This is a genomic window from Sulfitobacter maritimus (assembly GCF_013346665.1).
GTDB lineage: Bacteria > Pseudomonadota > Alphaproteobacteria > Rhodobacterales > Rhodobacteraceae > Sulfitobacter > Sulfitobacter maritimus.
Map to the genome: position 1 here is coordinate 128,362 of NZ_JABVBB010000034.1, position 17,391 is coordinate 145,752.

15 protein-coding genes are annotated in these 17,391 nt (G+C 61.2%); 11 read left to right on the forward strand and 4 right to left on the reverse strand.

Annotated elements, in window-relative coordinates; translation table 11 throughout:
- The first annotated feature begins 27 nt into the window (after positions 1 to 27).
- Genes hisC through HTT03_RS10705 form a run of 3 tightly spaced genes read left to right on the forward strand, consistent with a single transcriptional unit; the run spans position 28 to position 2,821 of the window.
- On the forward strand, positions 28 to 1,110 hold the full coding sequence (gene hisC / locus HTT03_RS10695; protein ID WP_174859771.1) for a histidinol-phosphate transaminase: 1,083 nt from the start codon (positions 28 to 30) through the stop codon (positions 1,108 to 1,110).
- Positions 1,110 to 2,030, forward strand: a complete 921-nt coding sequence (locus HTT03_RS10700) for a prephenate/arogenate dehydrogenase family protein (protein WP_174859772.1) — start codon at positions 1,110 to 1,112, stop codon at positions 2,028 to 2,030. Before hisC ends, HTT03_RS10700 begins: the two co-directional genes overlap by 1 nt.
- Positions 2,027 to 2,821: an extensin-like domain-containing protein gene (locus HTT03_RS10705; protein ID WP_174859773.1), complete on the forward strand. Its 795-nt coding sequence runs from the start codon at positions 2,027 to 2,029 to the stop codon at positions 2,819 to 2,821. The genes HTT03_RS10700 and HTT03_RS10705 overlap by 4 nt, the downstream gene beginning before the upstream one ends.
- Here the strand turns inward: HTT03_RS10705 and HTT03_RS10710 are convergent.
- Positions 2,818 to 3,825 carry a DUF2125 domain-containing protein gene (locus HTT03_RS10710; protein ID WP_174859774.1) on the reverse strand — a complete coding sequence of 336 codons (1,008 nt, stop codon included), beginning with the start codon at positions 3,823 to 3,825 and terminating at the stop codon, positions 2,818 to 2,820. The two genes, HTT03_RS10705 and HTT03_RS10710, sit on opposite strands and share 4 nt — an antisense overlap.
- Positions 3,826 to 3,891: 66 nt before the next feature.
- Between HTT03_RS10710 and HTT03_RS10715 the strand changes: the two genes are divergently transcribed.
- The 3 genes from HTT03_RS10715 to HTT03_RS10725 all read left to right on the forward strand — a co-directional run bounded on the left by HTT03_RS10715 (position 3,892) and on the right by HTT03_RS10725 (position 7,653).
- Positions 3,892 to 4,422 carry a gamma-glutamylcyclotransferase gene (locus tag HTT03_RS10715; protein ID WP_174859775.1) on the forward strand — a complete coding sequence of 177 codons (531 nt, stop codon included), beginning with the start codon at positions 3,892 to 3,894 and terminating at the stop codon, positions 4,420 to 4,422.
- Between the two features lie 71 nt (positions 4,423 to 4,493).
- A complete protein-coding gene (locus HTT03_RS10720; RefSeq protein ID WP_174859776.1) occupies positions 4,494 to 5,693 on the forward strand; it encodes a biopolymer transporter ExbB in 1,200 nt (399 codons plus the stop codon).
- Position 5,694: 1 nt separating this feature from the next.
- Positions 5,695 to 7,653, forward strand: a complete 1,959-nt coding sequence (locus HTT03_RS10725; RefSeq protein WP_174859777.1) for a peptidoglycan -binding protein — start codon at positions 5,695 to 5,697, stop codon at positions 7,651 to 7,653.
- Here HTT03_RS10725 and HTT03_RS10730 read toward each other — a convergent pair.
- The 3 genes from HTT03_RS10730 to gloB all read right to left on the reverse strand — a co-directional run bounded on the left by HTT03_RS10730 (position 7,575) and on the right by gloB (position 11,870).
- Positions 7,575 to 8,609, reverse strand: a complete 1,035-nt coding sequence (locus HTT03_RS10730) for a M23 family metallopeptidase (protein WP_174859778.1) — start codon at positions 8,607 to 8,609, stop codon at positions 7,575 to 7,577. The genes HTT03_RS10725 and HTT03_RS10730 overlap by 79 nt on opposite strands.
- On the reverse strand, positions 8,606 to 10,927 hold the full coding sequence (gene clpA, locus HTT03_RS10735) for an ATP-dependent Clp protease ATP-binding subunit ClpA (protein ID WP_174859779.1): 2,322 nt from the start codon (positions 10,925 to 10,927) through the stop codon (positions 8,606 to 8,608). Before clpA ends, HTT03_RS10730 begins: the two co-directional genes overlap by 4 nt.
- Positions 10,928 to 11,102: 175 nt before the next feature.
- Positions 11,103 to 11,870: a hydroxyacylglutathione hydrolase gene (gene gloB, locus HTT03_RS10740; protein WP_174859780.1), complete on the reverse strand. Its 768-nt coding sequence runs from the start codon at positions 11,868 to 11,870 to the stop codon at positions 11,103 to 11,105.
- 63 nt (positions 11,871 to 11,933) lie between these two features.
- Here gloB and HTT03_RS10745 point away from each other — a divergent pair, with 63 nt between their 5' ends.
- From HTT03_RS10745 to atpD, 5 genes are all read left to right on the forward strand, one after another.
- Positions 11,934 to 12,680, forward strand: a complete 747-nt coding sequence (locus tag HTT03_RS10745) for a class I SAM-dependent methyltransferase (protein WP_174859781.1) — start codon at positions 11,934 to 11,936, stop codon at positions 12,678 to 12,680.
- 270 nt (positions 12,681 to 12,950) lie between these two features.
- On the forward strand, positions 12,951 to 13,511 hold the full coding sequence (locus HTT03_RS10750) for a F0F1 ATP synthase subunit delta (RefSeq protein WP_174859782.1): 561 nt from the start codon (positions 12,951 to 12,953) through the stop codon (positions 13,509 to 13,511).
- Positions 13,512 to 15,050, forward strand: coding sequence for a F0F1 ATP synthase subunit alpha (gene atpA, locus HTT03_RS10755; protein ID WP_174859783.1), 1,539 nt, complete (start codon positions 13,512 to 13,514; stop codon positions 15,048 to 15,050).
- Between the two features lie 15 nt (positions 15,051 to 15,065).
- Positions 15,066 to 15,947: a F0F1 ATP synthase subunit gamma gene (locus tag HTT03_RS10760; RefSeq protein ID WP_174859784.1), complete on the forward strand. Its 882-nt coding sequence runs from the start codon at positions 15,066 to 15,068 to the stop codon at positions 15,945 to 15,947.
- 18 nt (positions 15,948 to 15,965) lie between these two features.
- The gene (atpD, locus tag HTT03_RS10765) at positions 15,966 to 17,390 is read left to right on the forward strand and encodes a F0F1 ATP synthase subunit beta (protein ID WP_174859785.1); all 1,425 of its coding nucleotides are present in this window, start codon (positions 15,966 to 15,968) and stop codon (positions 17,388 to 17,390) included.
- Position 17,391 lies beyond the last annotated feature (1 nt).

Sequence of the window (17,391 nt, forward strand, 5' to 3'; positions counted from 1 at the left end):
GCGGCAGTAGCGTGAGGAAAGAGCGAGATGACACAGATCGCACCGCAACCGGGTATTATGGAGATTGACCTTTACCAAGGGGGTGCGGCGCATGTCGCGGGCCTTGAGAATGTGGTCAAACTCAGCTCGAATGAAAACCCGCTGGGGCCAAGCCCCGCCGCCGTCGAAGCCTACCGCCGCGCGGCTTATGATCTGCACCGCTATCCCTCCTCAGACCACAGTGCGCTGCGCACAGCCATTGGCGAAGTGTTGGGCCTTGATGCGGAGAGGATCATCTGCGGGGCCGGATCAGATGAGGTGATCGCCTTCCTCTGCCAAGCCTATGCCGGACCGGGGACCGAAGTTGTCCACACCGAACACGGCTTTGCCATGTACCGCATCTCCGCACTCGCTGCCGGGGCCACCCCCGTCGAAGTGCCGGAGCGTGAGCGGGTGACGGATGTCGACGCCATCCTCGCCGCCTGTACCGACGCCACGCGGCTGGTGTTCATCGCCAACCCCAATAACCCCACCGGCACGATGATCGGTCTGGGCGAGGTCGAACGGCTGGCCGAAGGGCTACCGCCGCAGGCGCTCTTGGTGCTGGACGGCGCCTATGCTGAATATGTCGAGGGTTATGACGGCGGGGCCGACTTGGTCGACCGCCGCGACAATGTGGTGATGACCCGCACCTTCTCCAAGCTCTACGGGTTGGGCGGGCTGCGGATCGGCTGGGGCTACGGTCCGTCGCATGTGATCGATGTGCTCAACCGCGTGCGGGGGCCGTTTAACCTTTCGCAAGCCGCACTTGCCGCTGCCGAGGCCGCGATCCGGGATCGCGCCTATACGGACCATTGCCGGGCCGAGAATGCCCGTTGGCGGTCGTGGCTGGCCGATGCGCTGGCTGAGATCGGGGTGCCGTCGGATGTCTCCTGCGCCAACTTCGTGCTGGCCCGTTTCGCCAATCAGGCCGAGGCCGAAGCCTGCGATGACTACCTCAAAACCCAAGGGCTGATCGTGCGTCGTGTCGGCGGCTACAACCTGCCCCAGTGCCTGCGCATCACGGTCGGGGACGAGAGCGCCTGCCGCCGCGTGGTCCATGCTGTACGACAATACAAGGGGGTACGCTGATGGCGCAGGTCTATGACAGGGTTGCGCTGATCGGGCTGGGGCTGATTGCCTCTTCGCTTTTCTGGGCGATCAAACGCGGCGGTTTGGCGGGAGAAGTCACCGGCTATGCCCGCAGCGATGAGACCCGCGCCACCGCGCGTGAGATCGGCCTCTGCGACCGCGTTTGCGACAGCGCTGCCGAAGCTGTCGAGGGCGCCGATCTGGTGGTGCTTTGCGTGCCGGTGGGTGTCATGGGCACCGTCGCCGCCGAGATCGCGCCGCATCTTGCACCGGGGGCAACCGTGACAGACGTAGGATCGGTCAAAGCTGACGTAATTGCGCAGGTGGGGCCACATTTACCTGAGGGCGTGCATTTCATCCCCGGCCACCCGCTAGCGGGGACCGAACACTCCGGCCCGCGCAGTGGCTTCGCCGAATTGTTTGACAACCGTTGGTGCCTGCTCGTCCCGGTGGAGGGGACGGACCCGGATGCCATCGCCCGGCTCCGCGCACTTTGGGAAGGGGCGGGGGCGCATGTTGAGGAAATGGATGCCGAGCATCACGACCTCGTCCTCGCCGTCACCTCCCATGCGCCGCATCTGATTGCCTATACGATGGTGGGCGTGGCCGATGATTTGCGCCGGGTGACCGACAGCGAAGTCATCAAATACTCCGCCGCCGGGTTTCGCGACTTTACCCGGATTGCGGCGAGTGACCCAACGATGTGGCGCGATGTCTTTCTGACCAACAAAGAGGCCACGCTGGAAATTTTGGGACGTTTCACTGAAGAGTTGTTCGCCCTGCAACGCGCGATCCGCACCGGCGATGGGGATCACTTGCATGCCTATTTCACCCGCACCCGGGCGATCCGGCGCGGGATTATCGAGGCGGGTCAGGACACCGATGCGCCGGACTTTGGCCGGGGCGCCCGCAAGTCATGATGCGTGGGGCCGTCATATGTTTGATCTTGGTCGGACAGGCGGTCTTTGCGGCGGGGCCTGAAAACTCCGCACGGCCCGTTGCGCGGGGTGGGGACGGGGTTTTGCCTGTCACTGTCGCGCCCACCGGGGCCATCGCGCAGCCTGCGCGTGATCCTGCAGCCCGACAGGCTGCCGAGGGTAAAGGCGGCCTTGGGTTTTCGCTGCGTCCATTCCTGCGCAGTCGGAAGGCCGAAAAAGCGGCCCGCGCTCGGGCGCGTATGTTGGCTAAAGGGGCGGTCTGCGGGGATCTGTCCATTCAGGGCGAGGCGATTGGTGCCGTGGCAGGGAAGATCAGAGGGTGCGGCATCCAAAACGCGGTGCGGGTGCGATCTGTGTCTGGCATCGGGCTGAGCCAGCCTGCGGTAATGGACTGCACCACCGCCCAAGCGCTCAATAAATGGGTTCGGCAATCTGCTGTGCCTGCTCTGTCGGGAACGGGCGGTGGGCTCAAAGGCCTGCGCGTCGCTGCGCATTACGCTTGCCGCACGCGGAACAACCGTAAGGGGGCGAAAATCTCTGAGCATGGTAAGGGCCGCGCGATCGACATTTCCGGGTTCCAACTGGCAGATGGCAGCACGGTCTCAGTCCTTAAGGGTTGGGGCGCGCGGCGCAGCAGTAAGGCGATGCGACGGATGCACATAGGTGCTTGCGGTCCCTTCGGCACGGTTCTTGGCCCCGCAGCGGATCGCTATCACCGCGATCATTTTCACTTCGACACGGCGCGCTATCGCAAGGGGCGCTACTGCCGCTAGTTAGTGCGAAACAAGCGCGGCACAGGGCCAAGCGGGATGCCTGCGAGCGACATTTGCCCGTCAGCAAAGGCAAGATCGAGATCCAGCCCCCCCGGTGTGCCGCCACGATTCTCCAAGGCCCGCAACATGGTTTCCACCTGTAGACGCATGGAAGGCGGCAACACCCCGGCGCGTTGAGCGATATTAACCAGCCGCGCCCAGTTCTTCACCTTGAGGTTCAGCGCCCCTTCGGGTTGGCCCTGTGGATCAACCGTCAAGGTTCCGCTGGCCGCGAGGGCAAGATTGCCCCACGCAATACGAGCCTCCGATAGCGCGATCTGCTGCACCTGCGGCGCTTGTCTGCGCATTGCTGTGTGGCGGTTCAGGGGGTGATCAAAGGTAACCTTCGCATTGGCCGAAAGGGTCGGTGCCGAAGTGGGCGGGCCGTCCTCGGAAAAAAGGCGGCGCAGCAGGGGGCCGGGGGTGATCGCATCAGGTAGAATCTGGAGGCTATAGGTCATCGGTTCAGCTGCCAAATGACGCATCTCTGCCCGCGCTTGCGCAATTTCCAAGAGCGGACCATCCGGCCCTTCAAGTTCGAGCATACCGCTGTGGAGGGTCAGTTGTTCGAGTTCAAGCGCCAGTCCGGGATACAACGACAAGCGCCCATCCACATCCTTGGCGGTGACCTCCACCGGCAGCCGGCCCGCGGCGGTTTCAAGATGCAGCCGAGGGGCTTTGACTGCCAGATCGCCCGGCCACCACACGGGGGCCGAGAGGGTTGTTTTCGCGGTCTTTAGCTGGAAGGCCTGCGCCGGGTCGGTCAAGGACACCCCGGCCAAGGTAGTTTGCAATGTCAGGGGAAACCCGCCCTTGCTGATGCTGTCCAAATTGACCTCCCAGCCAGCCGCACGGCGGGCGTCGAGCAGGCGGGAAACGGCGCTTTGCATCTGTGCGGTGGCCACGGCCCACCAGGCACCCAAAAGCGCGGCCAGTATAATCAGCAGCCAAACCAACTTGCGCATCGCGATAGACCTTTGATTTCTGCCTCAGATGCGGTTTATCCAAGCACAGCAGAAAGGACCAGCAAGATGGCAATGTGGGTATTCGGCTATGGCAGCCTGTTGTGGAACCCCGGGTTTGAGGTCGCGGAACGCGTGGTGAGTACCTTGCCGGGCTACGCGCGTTCGTTCTGTATGCGCTCGATCCATCACCGTGGCACGGTCCAAGAGCCGGGTTTGGTGCTGGCGCTTGACGAATCTGTGGGCTCCGCCTGCGAAGGGATGGCCATGCGGGTCGCAGAGGGGCATGAGGCCCGCACCCTCGACTATCTGCGCGAGAGAGAACTGATCTCTTCGGCCTATATTGAGAAAAACCTGACCATCCACCTGACCGATGGGCGCGATGTGGAGGCGGTGACCTATGTGATCGACGCTGATCACGTGCAATATTGCGGTGGTCTGCCCCTTGAAGAGCAGGCTCAGATCATTGCCCGCGCCACCGGCGATCGGGGGCCAAATACCGAGTATCTGATCAACACCGCCGTGCATCTGTCCGAGGTTGGACTGCATGATCCGGCGCTGGAATGGCTTCATGACCGTGTAAGGGCTTTGGCCTCATAAAAACTTGGCAACTTCCGGTGGTTTCGGTGTAAGCTGCGGGGAGAGCAGAACAAAGGGTCAGGAAAGGCCGTATGGCACAGCCAGACCGCAAGGCAAAACCGCAATTCTCACAACCGGTGCGTCAGATTTCACTGATGCTGATCGTGCTGGCCCTGACCGGGGTGGGGGCGTTTCTGACGCTGCCCAGTGTCTTGCCGATCTTTGCCGCGAACCCTTGGCTGAACGGCGTCATCATCTTCGTTTTCGTTGTTGGTGTGCTGGCTTGTTTCTATCAGGTCACGCAGTTGATCGGCTCGGTGCGCTGGATCGAAAACTTCGCCTCTGACAACCCTGTGCCGGACACGGTCGCGCCGCAACTGCTGGCGCCTTTGGCCTCGCTCTTGCGCCAGCGCGGGGCGCGGATGCAGGTCAGCCCGACCTCGACCCGCTCGATCCTCGATTCCGTCGCATCGCGTATCGATGAAGTGCGCGAAATCACGCGTTATATCGTCAATATGCTGATCTTCCTTGGGTTGCTCGGCACCTTTTATGGGCTGGCGACAACGGTGCCTGCGGTGGTTGATACGATCCGGTCCCTCGCGCCGGGGGATGGGGAGGCGGGTGTTGACGTCTTTGGACGCCTGATGACCGGGCTAGAGGCGCAGTTGGGCGGCATGGGCGTGGCCTTTGGCTCATCGCTTCTAGGCCTTGCCGGGTCGCTAGTAGTCGGTCTGCTGGAACTCTTCGCGGGCCACGGGCAAAACCGGTTCTACCAAGAGCTTGAAGACTGGCTTAGCTCGATCACCCGTGTTGGTCTCACCACAGGGGATGAGGCCAACGACCACAACGTCATGGCGGCGGTCATGGATCAGATGGTCGAGCAGATGGGTGAATTGCAGCAGATGTTCACCCAATCCGATGTCAGCCGCTCGATGGTGGACGACAAACTGGGCAAGCTTGCGGATGCCGTAGACCGGATGACCACCCGGATGGAGCGCCCCGACCCCTCCAGCGCCGCGCTAGAGCGTGTGGCCGAGGGGCAGGAGCGGCTGGTAGCCGTGCTGGAAGGCCAGAGCACCGGCGAAGGGATCGACGCGGAAAGCCGGATGCGGCTGCGGTCCATTGACGTTCAAATGCTGCGTATCCTTGAAGAGATTTCGGCGGGACGTCAGGAAACGATGGCCGAACTGCGTAAGGACATCTCGCTGCTCGCTAAGGCGCTGTCAGGCGCGCGGGGGGGTGACGTTCGACGGTCCCGGGATGGCTTAAACTCCGGTGGCGGGGAGCGCTAATATGGCGCTTTCCCGGCGGACTGGCACTCGGTTTCAGGGGTCGATCTGGCCCGGTTTCGTAGATGCGATGACCGGTCTACTGCTTGTGCTGATGTTCGTGCTGACCATCTTTATGGTGGTGCAATTCGTGCTTACAGAACGGATTAGCGGGCAGGAAAGCGAGCTGAATGATCTGGCCGGGGAGGTCGCGGCTCTGGCGCAGGCTCTGGGTGTCGAGGAACGCTCAAACGCCCGGTTGGAAGCGCGGTTAGGCGCGCTGAATGCCACGCTCAACGACACCCGCGCGCAGGTCTCGCGGCAGGAGGCGGTGATCGCTGATCTGACCGCTGAACGCGACGAGCAGGATGCGGCTTTGCGTGCAGCGGAGACCGAGATCACCGGATTTGAAGCCCGCGTCGCAGCCCTTTTGGCGTCACAAGCCGAAGACCGGGAGCAGATTGGCCGATTAGAAGACCGAGAGGCGGCATTGCTGACCGAGCAGCAAGCGCTCAACAGCGCGTTGGCCGCTGCACGTGATGAGATCGATGCACAGGCCGAAACCGCGCGTCTGGCCGCCGCGAAACGCGAAGCGCTCGACGCCTTGGTCGCTGATCTGCGCGCCCAGAATGCCGAAACCGAGGCAGAGGTTGCCGCGCTGAATACACAGGTGGCCGAGGCCGAAGCTGCCTTGAGCGACGAGGAAGCAGCCCGGCTCGCAGAAGCCGCTGCGGCCCAAGCGCTGCGAGAAAAGCTTGAGAATGCGGACGCAGAACTCACCGCGATGACCTTGGCGCTGGAGACGCAGCGCAAGAAGGCGGAGGACACTTTGACTTTGCTGGCTGCAGCGCGGGCAGCGGAAAGCGATCTTGATACGCAATTGGCTGCGGCGCTCCTGCGGATGGAGAACCTTGCACAGACGCGCGAGGAATTGGATGCGGAACGTGCCACTCTACGCGCGCAGCAGGAGACACTCAGCGCGCAACTGGAGGCCGCCGAAGGCACAGAGGGCGAGCTGCGCGCAAAGTTGGCACAGGCAGAGATCACCGAGACAGAATTGAACACAAAGCTAGCCGACGCATTAAGCCGGGTTCAGCAGTTGGAAGCGCAGGGCGAAGCGCTTGCCGAAGATCAGACGACGTTGCGTGACAAGCTAGCTCAGGCGTTGGCCGCCAAGCTGGCCGCCGAAACGCTGGCCGAAGACAAAAGCACCGCCGCTGAACGGCGCGCCGCATTGCTGGCGCAAGCCGAGCAAACGCTGTCCCAAGAGAAAGCCATAAGTGCGGAGGCGCAGCGTCAGACTGAATTGCTCAACCAGCAGGTCGCGGAACTGCGTGCGCAATTGGGCAATCTACAAGCGCTTTTGGACGATGCAGTGGCACGCGACGCGGCAAAATCGGTCGAGCTGCAATCGCTGGGGTCGGAGTTGAATACCGCGCTGGCACGGGTGGCGGCCGAAGAGCGGCGCCGGGCTGAACTGGAAGCCGCCGAGCGCAAACGGCTGGAAGAGGAAACCAAAGACCTTGCCCAATACCGCTCCGAATTCTTTGGCAGACTCCGCAACCTACTGGGCAACCAAGAGGGCGTGCGGATCGAAGGCGACCGGTTTGTTTTCTCTTCCGAAGTGCTCTTTGCGCCGGGCAGCGCGGTGTTGTCGCAAGAAGGTCAGGGTGAGATCGCCAAGGTCGCGGGAATTTTGCGCAGCGTGGTCGATGACATCCCGGCGGAGATTGACTGGGTGATCCGGGTGGACGGGCATACGGATAACGTGCCGCTGTCGGGCCGGGGCGAATTTGCTGACAACTGGGAATTGAGCCAAGCGCGGGCCTTGTCGGTCGTGAAATATATGGTCAATTTCCTCGGCATCGCGCCAGATCGCCTGGCCGCGAATGGCTTTGGTCAGTATCAACCGGTCGCCAGTGGCAATACCGAAGCGGCCAGAGCGCAGAACCGACGGATTGAGTTGAAGTTCACCGAAAAGTAATCAACGCAGGGTAATGTCGCACGGCGGGTATCAATGACCGCGCCTTCGCGCAGCAGCGTTGCTGTTCCTTCGTAGACACCGGCGGGCCAAACCTCGGCGTGCCGCTTCTTGCCGATGGCGCGAAAGGACTGCGCCTGCGGTTTGCTCATGACGATGTCTTTCTCGATTACATCGCCTTCCGGTCCGGTCAGACGCAGACGCAAGATGTCGCCTTTGTGCGTCCCATAGCTGAAGCCAAATACCACAAGCGCCGGGGCCGTGGTGGGCAGGACGCGGCTGTCTGCAACGCCCGCCTTGATTGCTTCGTAGTCAGGGACGTGGTCAGCAAAGCCAAGCGCAATCAGACCGCCGGGCAGGTAGGGCGGCAGGTCCTGCCAAAGCGGAGCGCGAACGGGCTTGCCGCAGGCCAGTGCGCGGTCAGGGGCGAAGGGATCGACAGGCTCGCCGTGGTGTCGCAGGGACAAATGCAGATGCGGGAAGCCAGCTTTGCCAGATTGCCCCACTTGCCCAATCGCATCGCCAGAGGCGACGTGCTGACCCTGTGACACTTGGACCGACCCCTGCTTCAGGTGGCAATACTGGCTTTCCCAACCGTCTCCGTGATCAATAACAACTCCATTGCCGCATTCACGGTCCCCAACCTTGACCAGCGGCAGACCGTCTTCCATCCCATCACGCAACCCTTTTACAACCCCGGCCGCTGCGGCGCGTACCGTTACACCGGCAAGCATGGCGGCGGTGTTGGGCAGGGCGAAATCGGTGCCCTTATGGCCGTTGTAGGTCAGCCCCGCGCAGCGGTAGTCAACCGCACCGGGGCCGGGGTCTCGGTCCATATATTGTTGGATGTGGCAATCTTGCCCAAGGGTGCAATCCAGCGGAAAAGCCAGTTGCAGATCCTCCGCCAGCACAGGGCCGGCGGAGGTTAAGATCAGGGCCAGCGCGGCCCTGAGGATCATTCAGCGGTTAGCAGCGGCGGTCGGTCGCCAGAGAGCCGCTTGCTTTCGACGCCAAGAACTTCGAGCGTCAGCTCGCCATCCTTGGCGTCCACCTTGACCACGCCGCCTTTGGCGAGTTTGCCGAACAGCAATTCCTCAGCCAATGGCTTTTTGATGTGCTCTTGGATCACGCGGCCCAAGGGGCGGGCGCCCATTTTGTCGTCGTAGCCCTTGTCGGCCAGCCATTCGGCAGCTTTCTTGCTAAGCTCAATGGTCACGTTGCGGTCCATCAGTTGCGCTTCGAGCTGCAGCACGAACTTCTCGACCACCCGCAAGATCACCGATTTCGGCAGCGGCGCGAAGGAGATCACCGCGTCCAGACGGTTGCGGAACTCCGGCGTGAAGGTCCGCTCAATCGCGGCGGTGTCCTCACCTGTGCGCCGGTCGCGGCCAAAGCCGACGGCCGCTTTGGCCTGTTCGGAGGCGCCCGCGTTGGAGGTCATGATCAACACCACATTTCGGAAATCCACCGTGCGGCCGTTGTGGTCGGTCAGCTTGCCGTGGTCCATCACCTGCAACAGGATGTTGTAGACGTCCGGGTGGGCCTTCTCCATCTCATCCAGCAGCAGCACGCAATGCGGATGCTGGTCGACGCCGTCCGTCAGCATGCCACCTTGGTCAAAACCGACATAGCCCGGAGGCGCACCGATCAGGCGGGACACGGCGTGTTTCTCCATATACTCCGACATGTCGAAACGCAGCAATTCAACGCCCAAGGTATCCGCCAGTTGCTTCGCGACCTCGGTTTTACCCACGCCAGTTGGCCCCGCGAACAAGTAGTTGCCGATGGGCTTATCCGGCTCGCGGAGCCCCGCGCGGGCCAGTTTGATCGCCGAACTGAGCGCGACGATGGCGTCGTCCTGACCAAAGACCACCCGCTTGAGCGAGCTTTCCAGATCCTTCAGCACCACCACATCGTCTTTGCTGACGTTCTTCGGCGGAATGCGGGCGATCTTGGCCACCACGGCCTCAACCTCCTTGGTGCCGATGGTCTTGCGGCGCTTGGAGGCGGCCACGAGATGCTGTGCGGCACCGGCTTCGTCGATCACGTCGATCGCGGAGTCAGGCAGTTTGCGATCGTTGATATAACGATGCGCCAGTTCCACCGAGGTTTTGATCGCATCGGAGGTGTATTTGACGCTGTGATGCTCCTCGAAATAGGGCTTGAGACCCTTGAGGATCTTGGTGGCATCTTCGACCGAAGGCTCAGACACGTCGATCTTTTGGAACCGGCGGGAGAGAGCGCGGTCCTTCTCGAAGTGTTGGCGGAACTCCTTGTACGTGGTGGAGCCCATGGTGCGCAGTTTGCCGCCCTGAAGCGCGGGTTTCAGAAGGTTGGAGGCATCCATCGCACCGCCTGATGTGGCGCCAGCGCCGATCACGGTGTGGATCTCGTCGATGAAAAGCACCGCGTCTTTATGCTCTTCGAGCTCGGTCACGACGGCTTTCAGGCGTTCCTCAAAGTCACCACGGTAGCGGGTACCGGCAAGCAACGCGCCCATGTCGAGCGAGTAGATCGTTGTCTTCGACAGAACCTCTGGCGTTTCACCGGCAACGATCTTGCGCGCCAGCCCTTCGGCAATGGCGGTTTTGCCCACGCCCGGATCACCCACCAGCAGCGGGTTGTTCTTCCGGCGACGGCAGAGCACTTGGATACAGCGTTCCACTTCGCCCTCGCGGCCAATCAGCGGGTCAATGTCGCCTTCGCGAGATTTGGCGTTAAGGTCCACGCAGTATTTCGCCAGCGCGGATTCCTTCTTGTCGCCGTCGGTCACACCTTGGGCTTCTTCTTCATGCTCCGGCGCGCCGGCGACGGGGCGAGATTCCCCATAGGCTGGGTCCTTGGCGACGCCATGTGCAATGAAGTTTACCGCATCGTAACGGGTCATATCCTGCTCCTGCAGGAAGTAGGCCGCGTTGCTTTCACGCTCAGCAAAGATCGCGACGAGCACATTGGCTCCGGTCACTTCGGTCCGGCCTGAAGATTGCACGTGGATTGCGGCACGTTGAATCACGCGCTGGAAGGCAGCAGTTGGCACGGCTTCGGAGCCGTCAATGTCGGTGACGAGGTTGCTCAGATCGTCGTCCACGAACTCAACCAGCGTATCGCGCAGATCAGAGACGTCGACCGAACAGGCTTTCATAACCTGAACCGCGTCAGGCTCATCCAGCAGGGCCAACAGCAGGTGTTCCAGCGTGGCGAATTCATGACGGCGGGCATTGGCCAACGCAAGGGCTGCGTGGATTGCCTGCTCAAGTGTAGTCGAGAATGAAGGCACGGGCGTGCTCCTTTTCGATCGGGGTCGGTGAGGTTCTGAGATATCTCAGGCCCCGGTCCGACCATGGCCTCATAGTATTAGAGTTTGGTTGATCATGGCACATCTTCAAGAAGATTCTGGTCCGAATCGGTCACATTTGCCGTGAGCGAGGACTTTGAGCCATGATTGCAGGCACTCAGAACTGGTCTTTGCGCCTGCGGATTTCGGTAAACACTTCCGTGTCGGTGGCGTCTGGCATCCCCAGTGTGGCGCGGATGGCGGGATCGCCGGGGCGCAGGAAGGGATTGGTTTCTAGTTCCAGTGAAAGCGGCGAGGGGACGGTGGGGCGGCCTGCATCGCGGGCAGTCTTAATGTCCTTGGCCCTAGATATAAGTGCGGCATTGTCTGGATCAACGGTAAGTGCGAATTTTGCATTGGCGGCGGTGTACTCATGACCGGAACAGATCGTCGTATCGCCGGGCAGGGCGGCCAGTTTTTGTAGACTCTCCCACATCTGCGCGGGAGTGCCTTCGAACAGACGGCCACAGCCGAGCGCCATCAGGCTGTCGGCTGTGAAGGCGGTTTTGGCCTTCGGGACATGAAAGGCGATATGGCCGACGGTATGGCCCGAGACATCAAGCACCTCGCCCTTCAGCGTTCCAAGATCAATGCTGTCGCCCTCCGTCACTTCGCGGTCAAGCGGGGGGAGCCGGTGGACATCAGCCTTGGCGCCGATCACCTCGGCAGAGAAGCGGGTGAGCACCTCGGCCAGCCCTTGCACGTGGTCGGGGTGGTGATGGGTCAACCAGACTTGGCTCAGGCTCCAGCCGCGGCGGTCAAGTTCTGCCATGATCGGCGCGGCCTCGGGCACGTCGATAAGTGCCACCGCGCCGCTGTCATGGTCACGCAGCAAAAAGGCGTAGTTGTCCGACAGACAGGGAATCGTGACCAGATCAAAGGCCATGGCGTCTTACCTCGCTGTGTTGTTATGCTGAGATCAGAGTGACACTCACCAGGGCGGGCTGCAATGCATCTTGATGTACAGGATCTGCGCAATTTCTACTATCGCAGCGCGTTGGGCCGTGCGGCGCAGAAATCCCTGCGCGGGCGGTTGTTGGAGCTTTGGCCCGAGGCGAAGGGCCAGACGGTGGTGGGCTTTGGCTTTGCCGCACCGCTGCTGCGGCCCTATCTGGCGGATGCACGGCGGGTGATGGTCTTGATGCCCGGCCCGCAGGGGGTGATGCCTTGGCCCGCGGGGATGCCGAATACATCGGTACTAACCGAAGAAACGCTTTGGCCGGTCGAGACGGGGGCGGTGGACAAGCTGGTGTTGATGCATGGGCTTGAGACATCAGAGCGGCCCAGTGAACTGCTCGACGAATGCTGGCGGGTGCTGGGGCCGGGGGGCAAGGCGCTGTTCATCGTGCCAAGCCGTGCGGGCATGTGGGCGCGGCGGGATCGCACGCCTTTTGGCTATGGGCGGCCCTATTCACCGGGGCAGTTGGAGACGCAGTTGCGCAAACACCAGTTCTTGCCCGAACGGCATCTCGGAGCGCTCTACCAGTTCCCTTCGCAGCAGCGAATCTGGATGAAATCTGCGCCTTTGTTCGAGAAGATTGGCCGGCAAATGCCCACCATGATGGGGGGCGGCGCGATCATGGTAGAGGCGACCAAACTGGTATATCCTCCTCGTGGACGCCCGCAACGCACCCGCGCACGGCGCGCAATTGGCGTTTTGGAGGGCATGGCTGAGCCGCAGGCAAAGCCCGTTTGACTGGAGGAACGATCAACAGATTCGCTTTTTTCTTTGCCTCTCCGCGCCGTGTTGACGCAGAAATCCACGGCCATGATGCTCTCTGCGCCACCCGGCCTTGTGCAATATTGCCGCGCACCGGAAGATTACCTGCCTATACTGTGTTGCCGGGCGCGAACCTGTCTGCTACATCGCCCCTGATTTAGACGTCTTGGGTAACTTCAAGCCGCGCCAACTGCTGGTGACGCGACATCTTCGCATATCCGGCGCTAATTGAACGAGAGGATGGACGTGTCCGAACCTGCTTCCATTTCCACCGGTATCGCGGAACGCTACGCGACAGCCGTGTACGATCTGGCCCGCGAGGCCAATCAGGTCGATGCCATTGAGGGCGACCTGACTGCGCTCGAAGCGGCACTGAACGACAGCGAAGATTTTCGCCGTCTGATCTCTTCGCCGCTCTATACCCGCGACCAGCAGGCGCAGGCGATCAAAGTGTTGGCCGACAAGATGGGTCTGACCAAAACTATGGTAAACACGTTGGCACTGATGGCGCAAAAACGTCGTCTGTTCGTGCTGCCGGCCCTGGTCAAAGCGCTGCGCGAGACGATTGCCGAAGCCAAGGGCGAGATCAGCGCGGACGTCACATCGGCCAAGGCGCTGACGAAGACGCAGTCGGACAAGCTGATCAAGTCGCTTAACGCCTCCACCGGCAAAAAAGTATCACTTCATGCGACCGTTGATGAAAGCCTCATCGGCGGTCTTGTCGTCAAAGTGGGCTCGAAAATGATCGATACGTCGATCCGTTCCAAGCTCAATTCCCTCCAGAATGTAATGAAAGAGGTCGGATAAATGGGTATCCAAGCAGCAGAGATTTCTGCGATCCTGAAGGACCAAATCAAGGATTTCGGTCAAGAAACCGAAGTGGCCGAAGTGGGTCGCGTTCTCTCCGTCGGTGACGGTATCGCCCGCGTCTATGGTCTGGACAACGTTCAGGCCGGTGAAATGGTCGAATTCCCCGGTGGCATTCAGGGCATGGCCTTGAACCTCGAAGCCGACAACGTGGGTGTTGTTATCTTCGGTTCCGACCGTGACATCAAAGAAGGCGACACCGTCAAGCGCACCAACTCCATCGTGGACGTGCCTGTGGGCGACGAGCTGCTGGGTCGCGTTGTGGACGGTCTTGGTAACCCCATCGATGGCAAAGGCCCCATCGGCGCCACCAAGCGCGGCATCGCCGACGTCAAAGCGCCCGGCATCATCCCGCGTAAATCGGTGCATGAGCCAATGGCAACCGGTATTAAATCCGTCGACGCGATGATCCCAATTGGCCGCGGCCAGCGTGAGCTGATCATTGGTGACCGTCAGACAGGTAAAACCGCCGTTGCCCTTGACGCGATGCTGAACCAAGCTCAGGTCAACGCCGCTGCGGGCGACGACGAGAGCAAGAAGATGTACTGTGTGTATGTCGCGATCGGCCAGAAGCGTTCGACCGTTGCTCAGCTGGTGAAAAAGCTCGAAGAAACCGGTGCGATTGACTATTCGATCGTTGTCGCCGCGACAGCCTCCGAGCCTGCACCCATGCAGTTCCTCGCGCCTTACTCCGCCACCGCGATGGCAGAGCATTTCCGCGACAATGGCCGTCACGCGCTGATCGTCTATGATGACCTGTCCAAACAGGCCGTGTCCTACCGTCAGATGTCCCTGCTGCTGCGTCGCCCACCAGGCCGCGAAGCTTACCCGGGCGACGTTTTCTACCTCCACTCCCGCCTGCTTGAGCGTTCCGCGAAGTTGGGTGATGAAGCTGGCAACGGCTCGCTGACGGCTCTGCCGATCATTGAAACCCAAGGTGGCGACGTGTCCGCCTTTATTCCGACCAACGTGATCTCGATCACCGACGGTCAGATCTTCCTTGAGACTGAATTGTTCTACCAGGGCATCCGCCCCGCCGTGAACACAGGTCTGTCGGTTTCCCGCGTGGGTTCTTCGGCCCAGACTAAGGCGATGTCCTCGGTTGCTGGCCCGGTGAAACTGTCGCTGGCCCAGTACCGCGAAATGGCGGCCTTCGCCCAGTTCGGCTCCGACCTCGACGCCGCAACCCAGCAGCTGCTGAACCGTGGTGCGCGTCTGACCGAACTGATGAAGCAGCCGCAGTACGCGCCGCTGACCAACTCGGAAATCGTCTGCGTGATCTACGCCGGTACGCACGGCTATCTCGACAAGGTGGACCTGAACGACGTCGGCCGTTTCGAAGCGGGCCTGTTGGCACACCTGCGCAGCAAGCACGACGACCTTCTCAAGGACATCACCAACAATGACCGCAAGGTCAAAGGCGAGTTGGAAGAGAAGATCAAAGCCGCCATCGACGGTTTCGCCGCCGACTTCGCTTAAACGGGAGATAAGGCAATGCCAAATCTCAAGGACCTGAAGAACAGGATCTCGTCGGTCAAATCGACCCGCAAGATCACCAAGGCCATGCAAATGGTTGCCGCGGCGAAACTTCGCCGCGCGCAGGAGGCTGCCGAGGCTTCGCGTCCCTATACGGAGCGGTTCAATGCCGTGATGGCAGGGCTCGCGGCTGGCGTCGGCGGCTCCGACAGCGCGCCCAAGCTGCTCAGCGGCACGGGTGAAGACAAGGTGCATCTGCTGGTGGTCATGACCGCCGAACGCGGGCTGTGCGGTGGCTTCAACAGCAACATCGCGAAAAAGGCGAAAGCCCATGCGCGTGAATTGCTGGCTCAGGGCAAAGAGGTGAAAATCCTCACCGTTGGCAAAAAGGGCCGTGACGCGCTGCGGCGTGACTTGGGCGACCATCTGGTCGGTCACGTTGACCTCAGTGAAGTCAAGAAGATCGGCTATGGTGATGCGCAGAAGATCGCGCAGGACGTGCTGAACCGCTTTGACGCGGGCGAATTTGACGTGGCGACGATCTTCTACGCGAAGTTCGTTAACGTGGTCATGCAGACGCCGACGGCACAGCAGATCATCCCCGCCAAATTCGACGCCGAAGAAGGCGAAGACAGCGGTGCGTCCACATTGTTCGACTATGAACCCAGCGAAGAGGCGGTTTTGGCCGACCTTCTGCCGCGCGGGGTCGCCACGGCGATCTTCTCGGCGCTGCTGGAGAATGGCGCGTCTGAACAGGGTGCGCGGATGTCGGCGATGGACAACGCCACACGCAACGCAGGCGAGATGATCGACAAGCTGACCATCGAGTACAACCGCTCGCGTCAGGCTGTCATCACCAACGAGCTGATCGAAATCATTTCCGGCGCGGAAGCGCTGTAAGCAAATCGGAGAAACGACATGGCAAATGCTGTCGGTAAAATTACACAGGTCATCGGCGCCGTCGTTGACGTACAATTCGAGGACTCCCTGCCGGAGATCCTCAACGCGCTCCACACCGAGAACCAGGGCAAGACGCTGGTGCTCGAAGTGGCGCAGCACCTTGGTGAAAACACTGTGCGCGCCATTGCGATGGACGCCACCGAAGGTCTGGTGCGCGGTCAGGCCGTGACAGACACAGGCGACCAGATCCGCGTGCCCGTCGGCAACGCGACCCTGGGCCGCATCATGAACGTCACCGGCGAAGCCGTGGACGAGCAGGGCCCAGTGGCTGCCGACAGCACCCGCGCCATTCACGGCGAAGCGCCTGAATTCTCGGCCCAGTCGACCGAAACTGAGATCCTCGTCACCGGCATCAAGGTCATCGACCTGCTGGCCCCCTACACCAAGGGTGGTAAAATTGGTCTCTTCGGCGGTGCCGGCGTGGGCAAGACAGTTCTCATCATGGAACTGATCAACAACATCGCCAAAGTGCACTCGGGTCTTTCCGTGTTCGCGGGCGTGGGTGAGCGGACCCGTGAAGGTAACGACCTCTACCACGAGATGATCGAATCCGGCGTTATCGTTCCCGATAACCTCGTCGACTCGAAAATTGCGCTGGTCTACGGCCAGATGAACGAACCTCCTGGCGCGCGTATGCGGATCGCCCTGACCGGCTTGACATTGGCCGAGCAGTTCCGCGACGAATCCGGTTCCGACGTTCTGTTCTTCGTCGACAACATCTTCCGCTTCACACAGGCCGGTTCCGAAGTGTCCGCCCTTCTGGGCCGTATTCCTTCCGCTGTGGGCTACCAGCCGACATTGGCGACCGACATGGGCGTCATGCAGGAGCGTATTGCGTCGACCAAATCCGGTTCGATTACTTCCGTTCAGGCCGTGTACGTTCCTGCGGATGACCTTACCGACCCGGCGCCTGCGACCTCGTTCGCGCACCTCGACGCGACAACGGTTCTTGACCGTTCGATCTCGGAAAAGGGCATCTACCCGGCGGTTGACCCGCTCGGCTCCACTTCCCGTCTGCTTGACCCGCTGATCATCGGCGACGAGCACTATAAGGTGGCGACAGACGTGCAGCAGGTGCTTCAGCGCTACAAATCGCTTCAGGACATCATCGCCATCCTCGGCATGGACGAGTTGAGCGAAGAAGACAAACTGACCGTGGCACGCGCCCGTAAGATCGAGCGTTTCCTCAGCCAGCCCTTCGACGTGGCGAAAGTCTTCACCGGGTCTGACGGCGTTCAGGTGCCGCTGGAAGAAACCATCGCCTCCTTCAAGGCCGTGGTTGCCGGTGAGTATGACCACCTGCCCGAAGGTGCCTTCTACATGGTTGGCGGCATCGACGAAGTGAAGGCGAAAGCCGAGAAAATGGCGGCAGACGCCGCTTAAG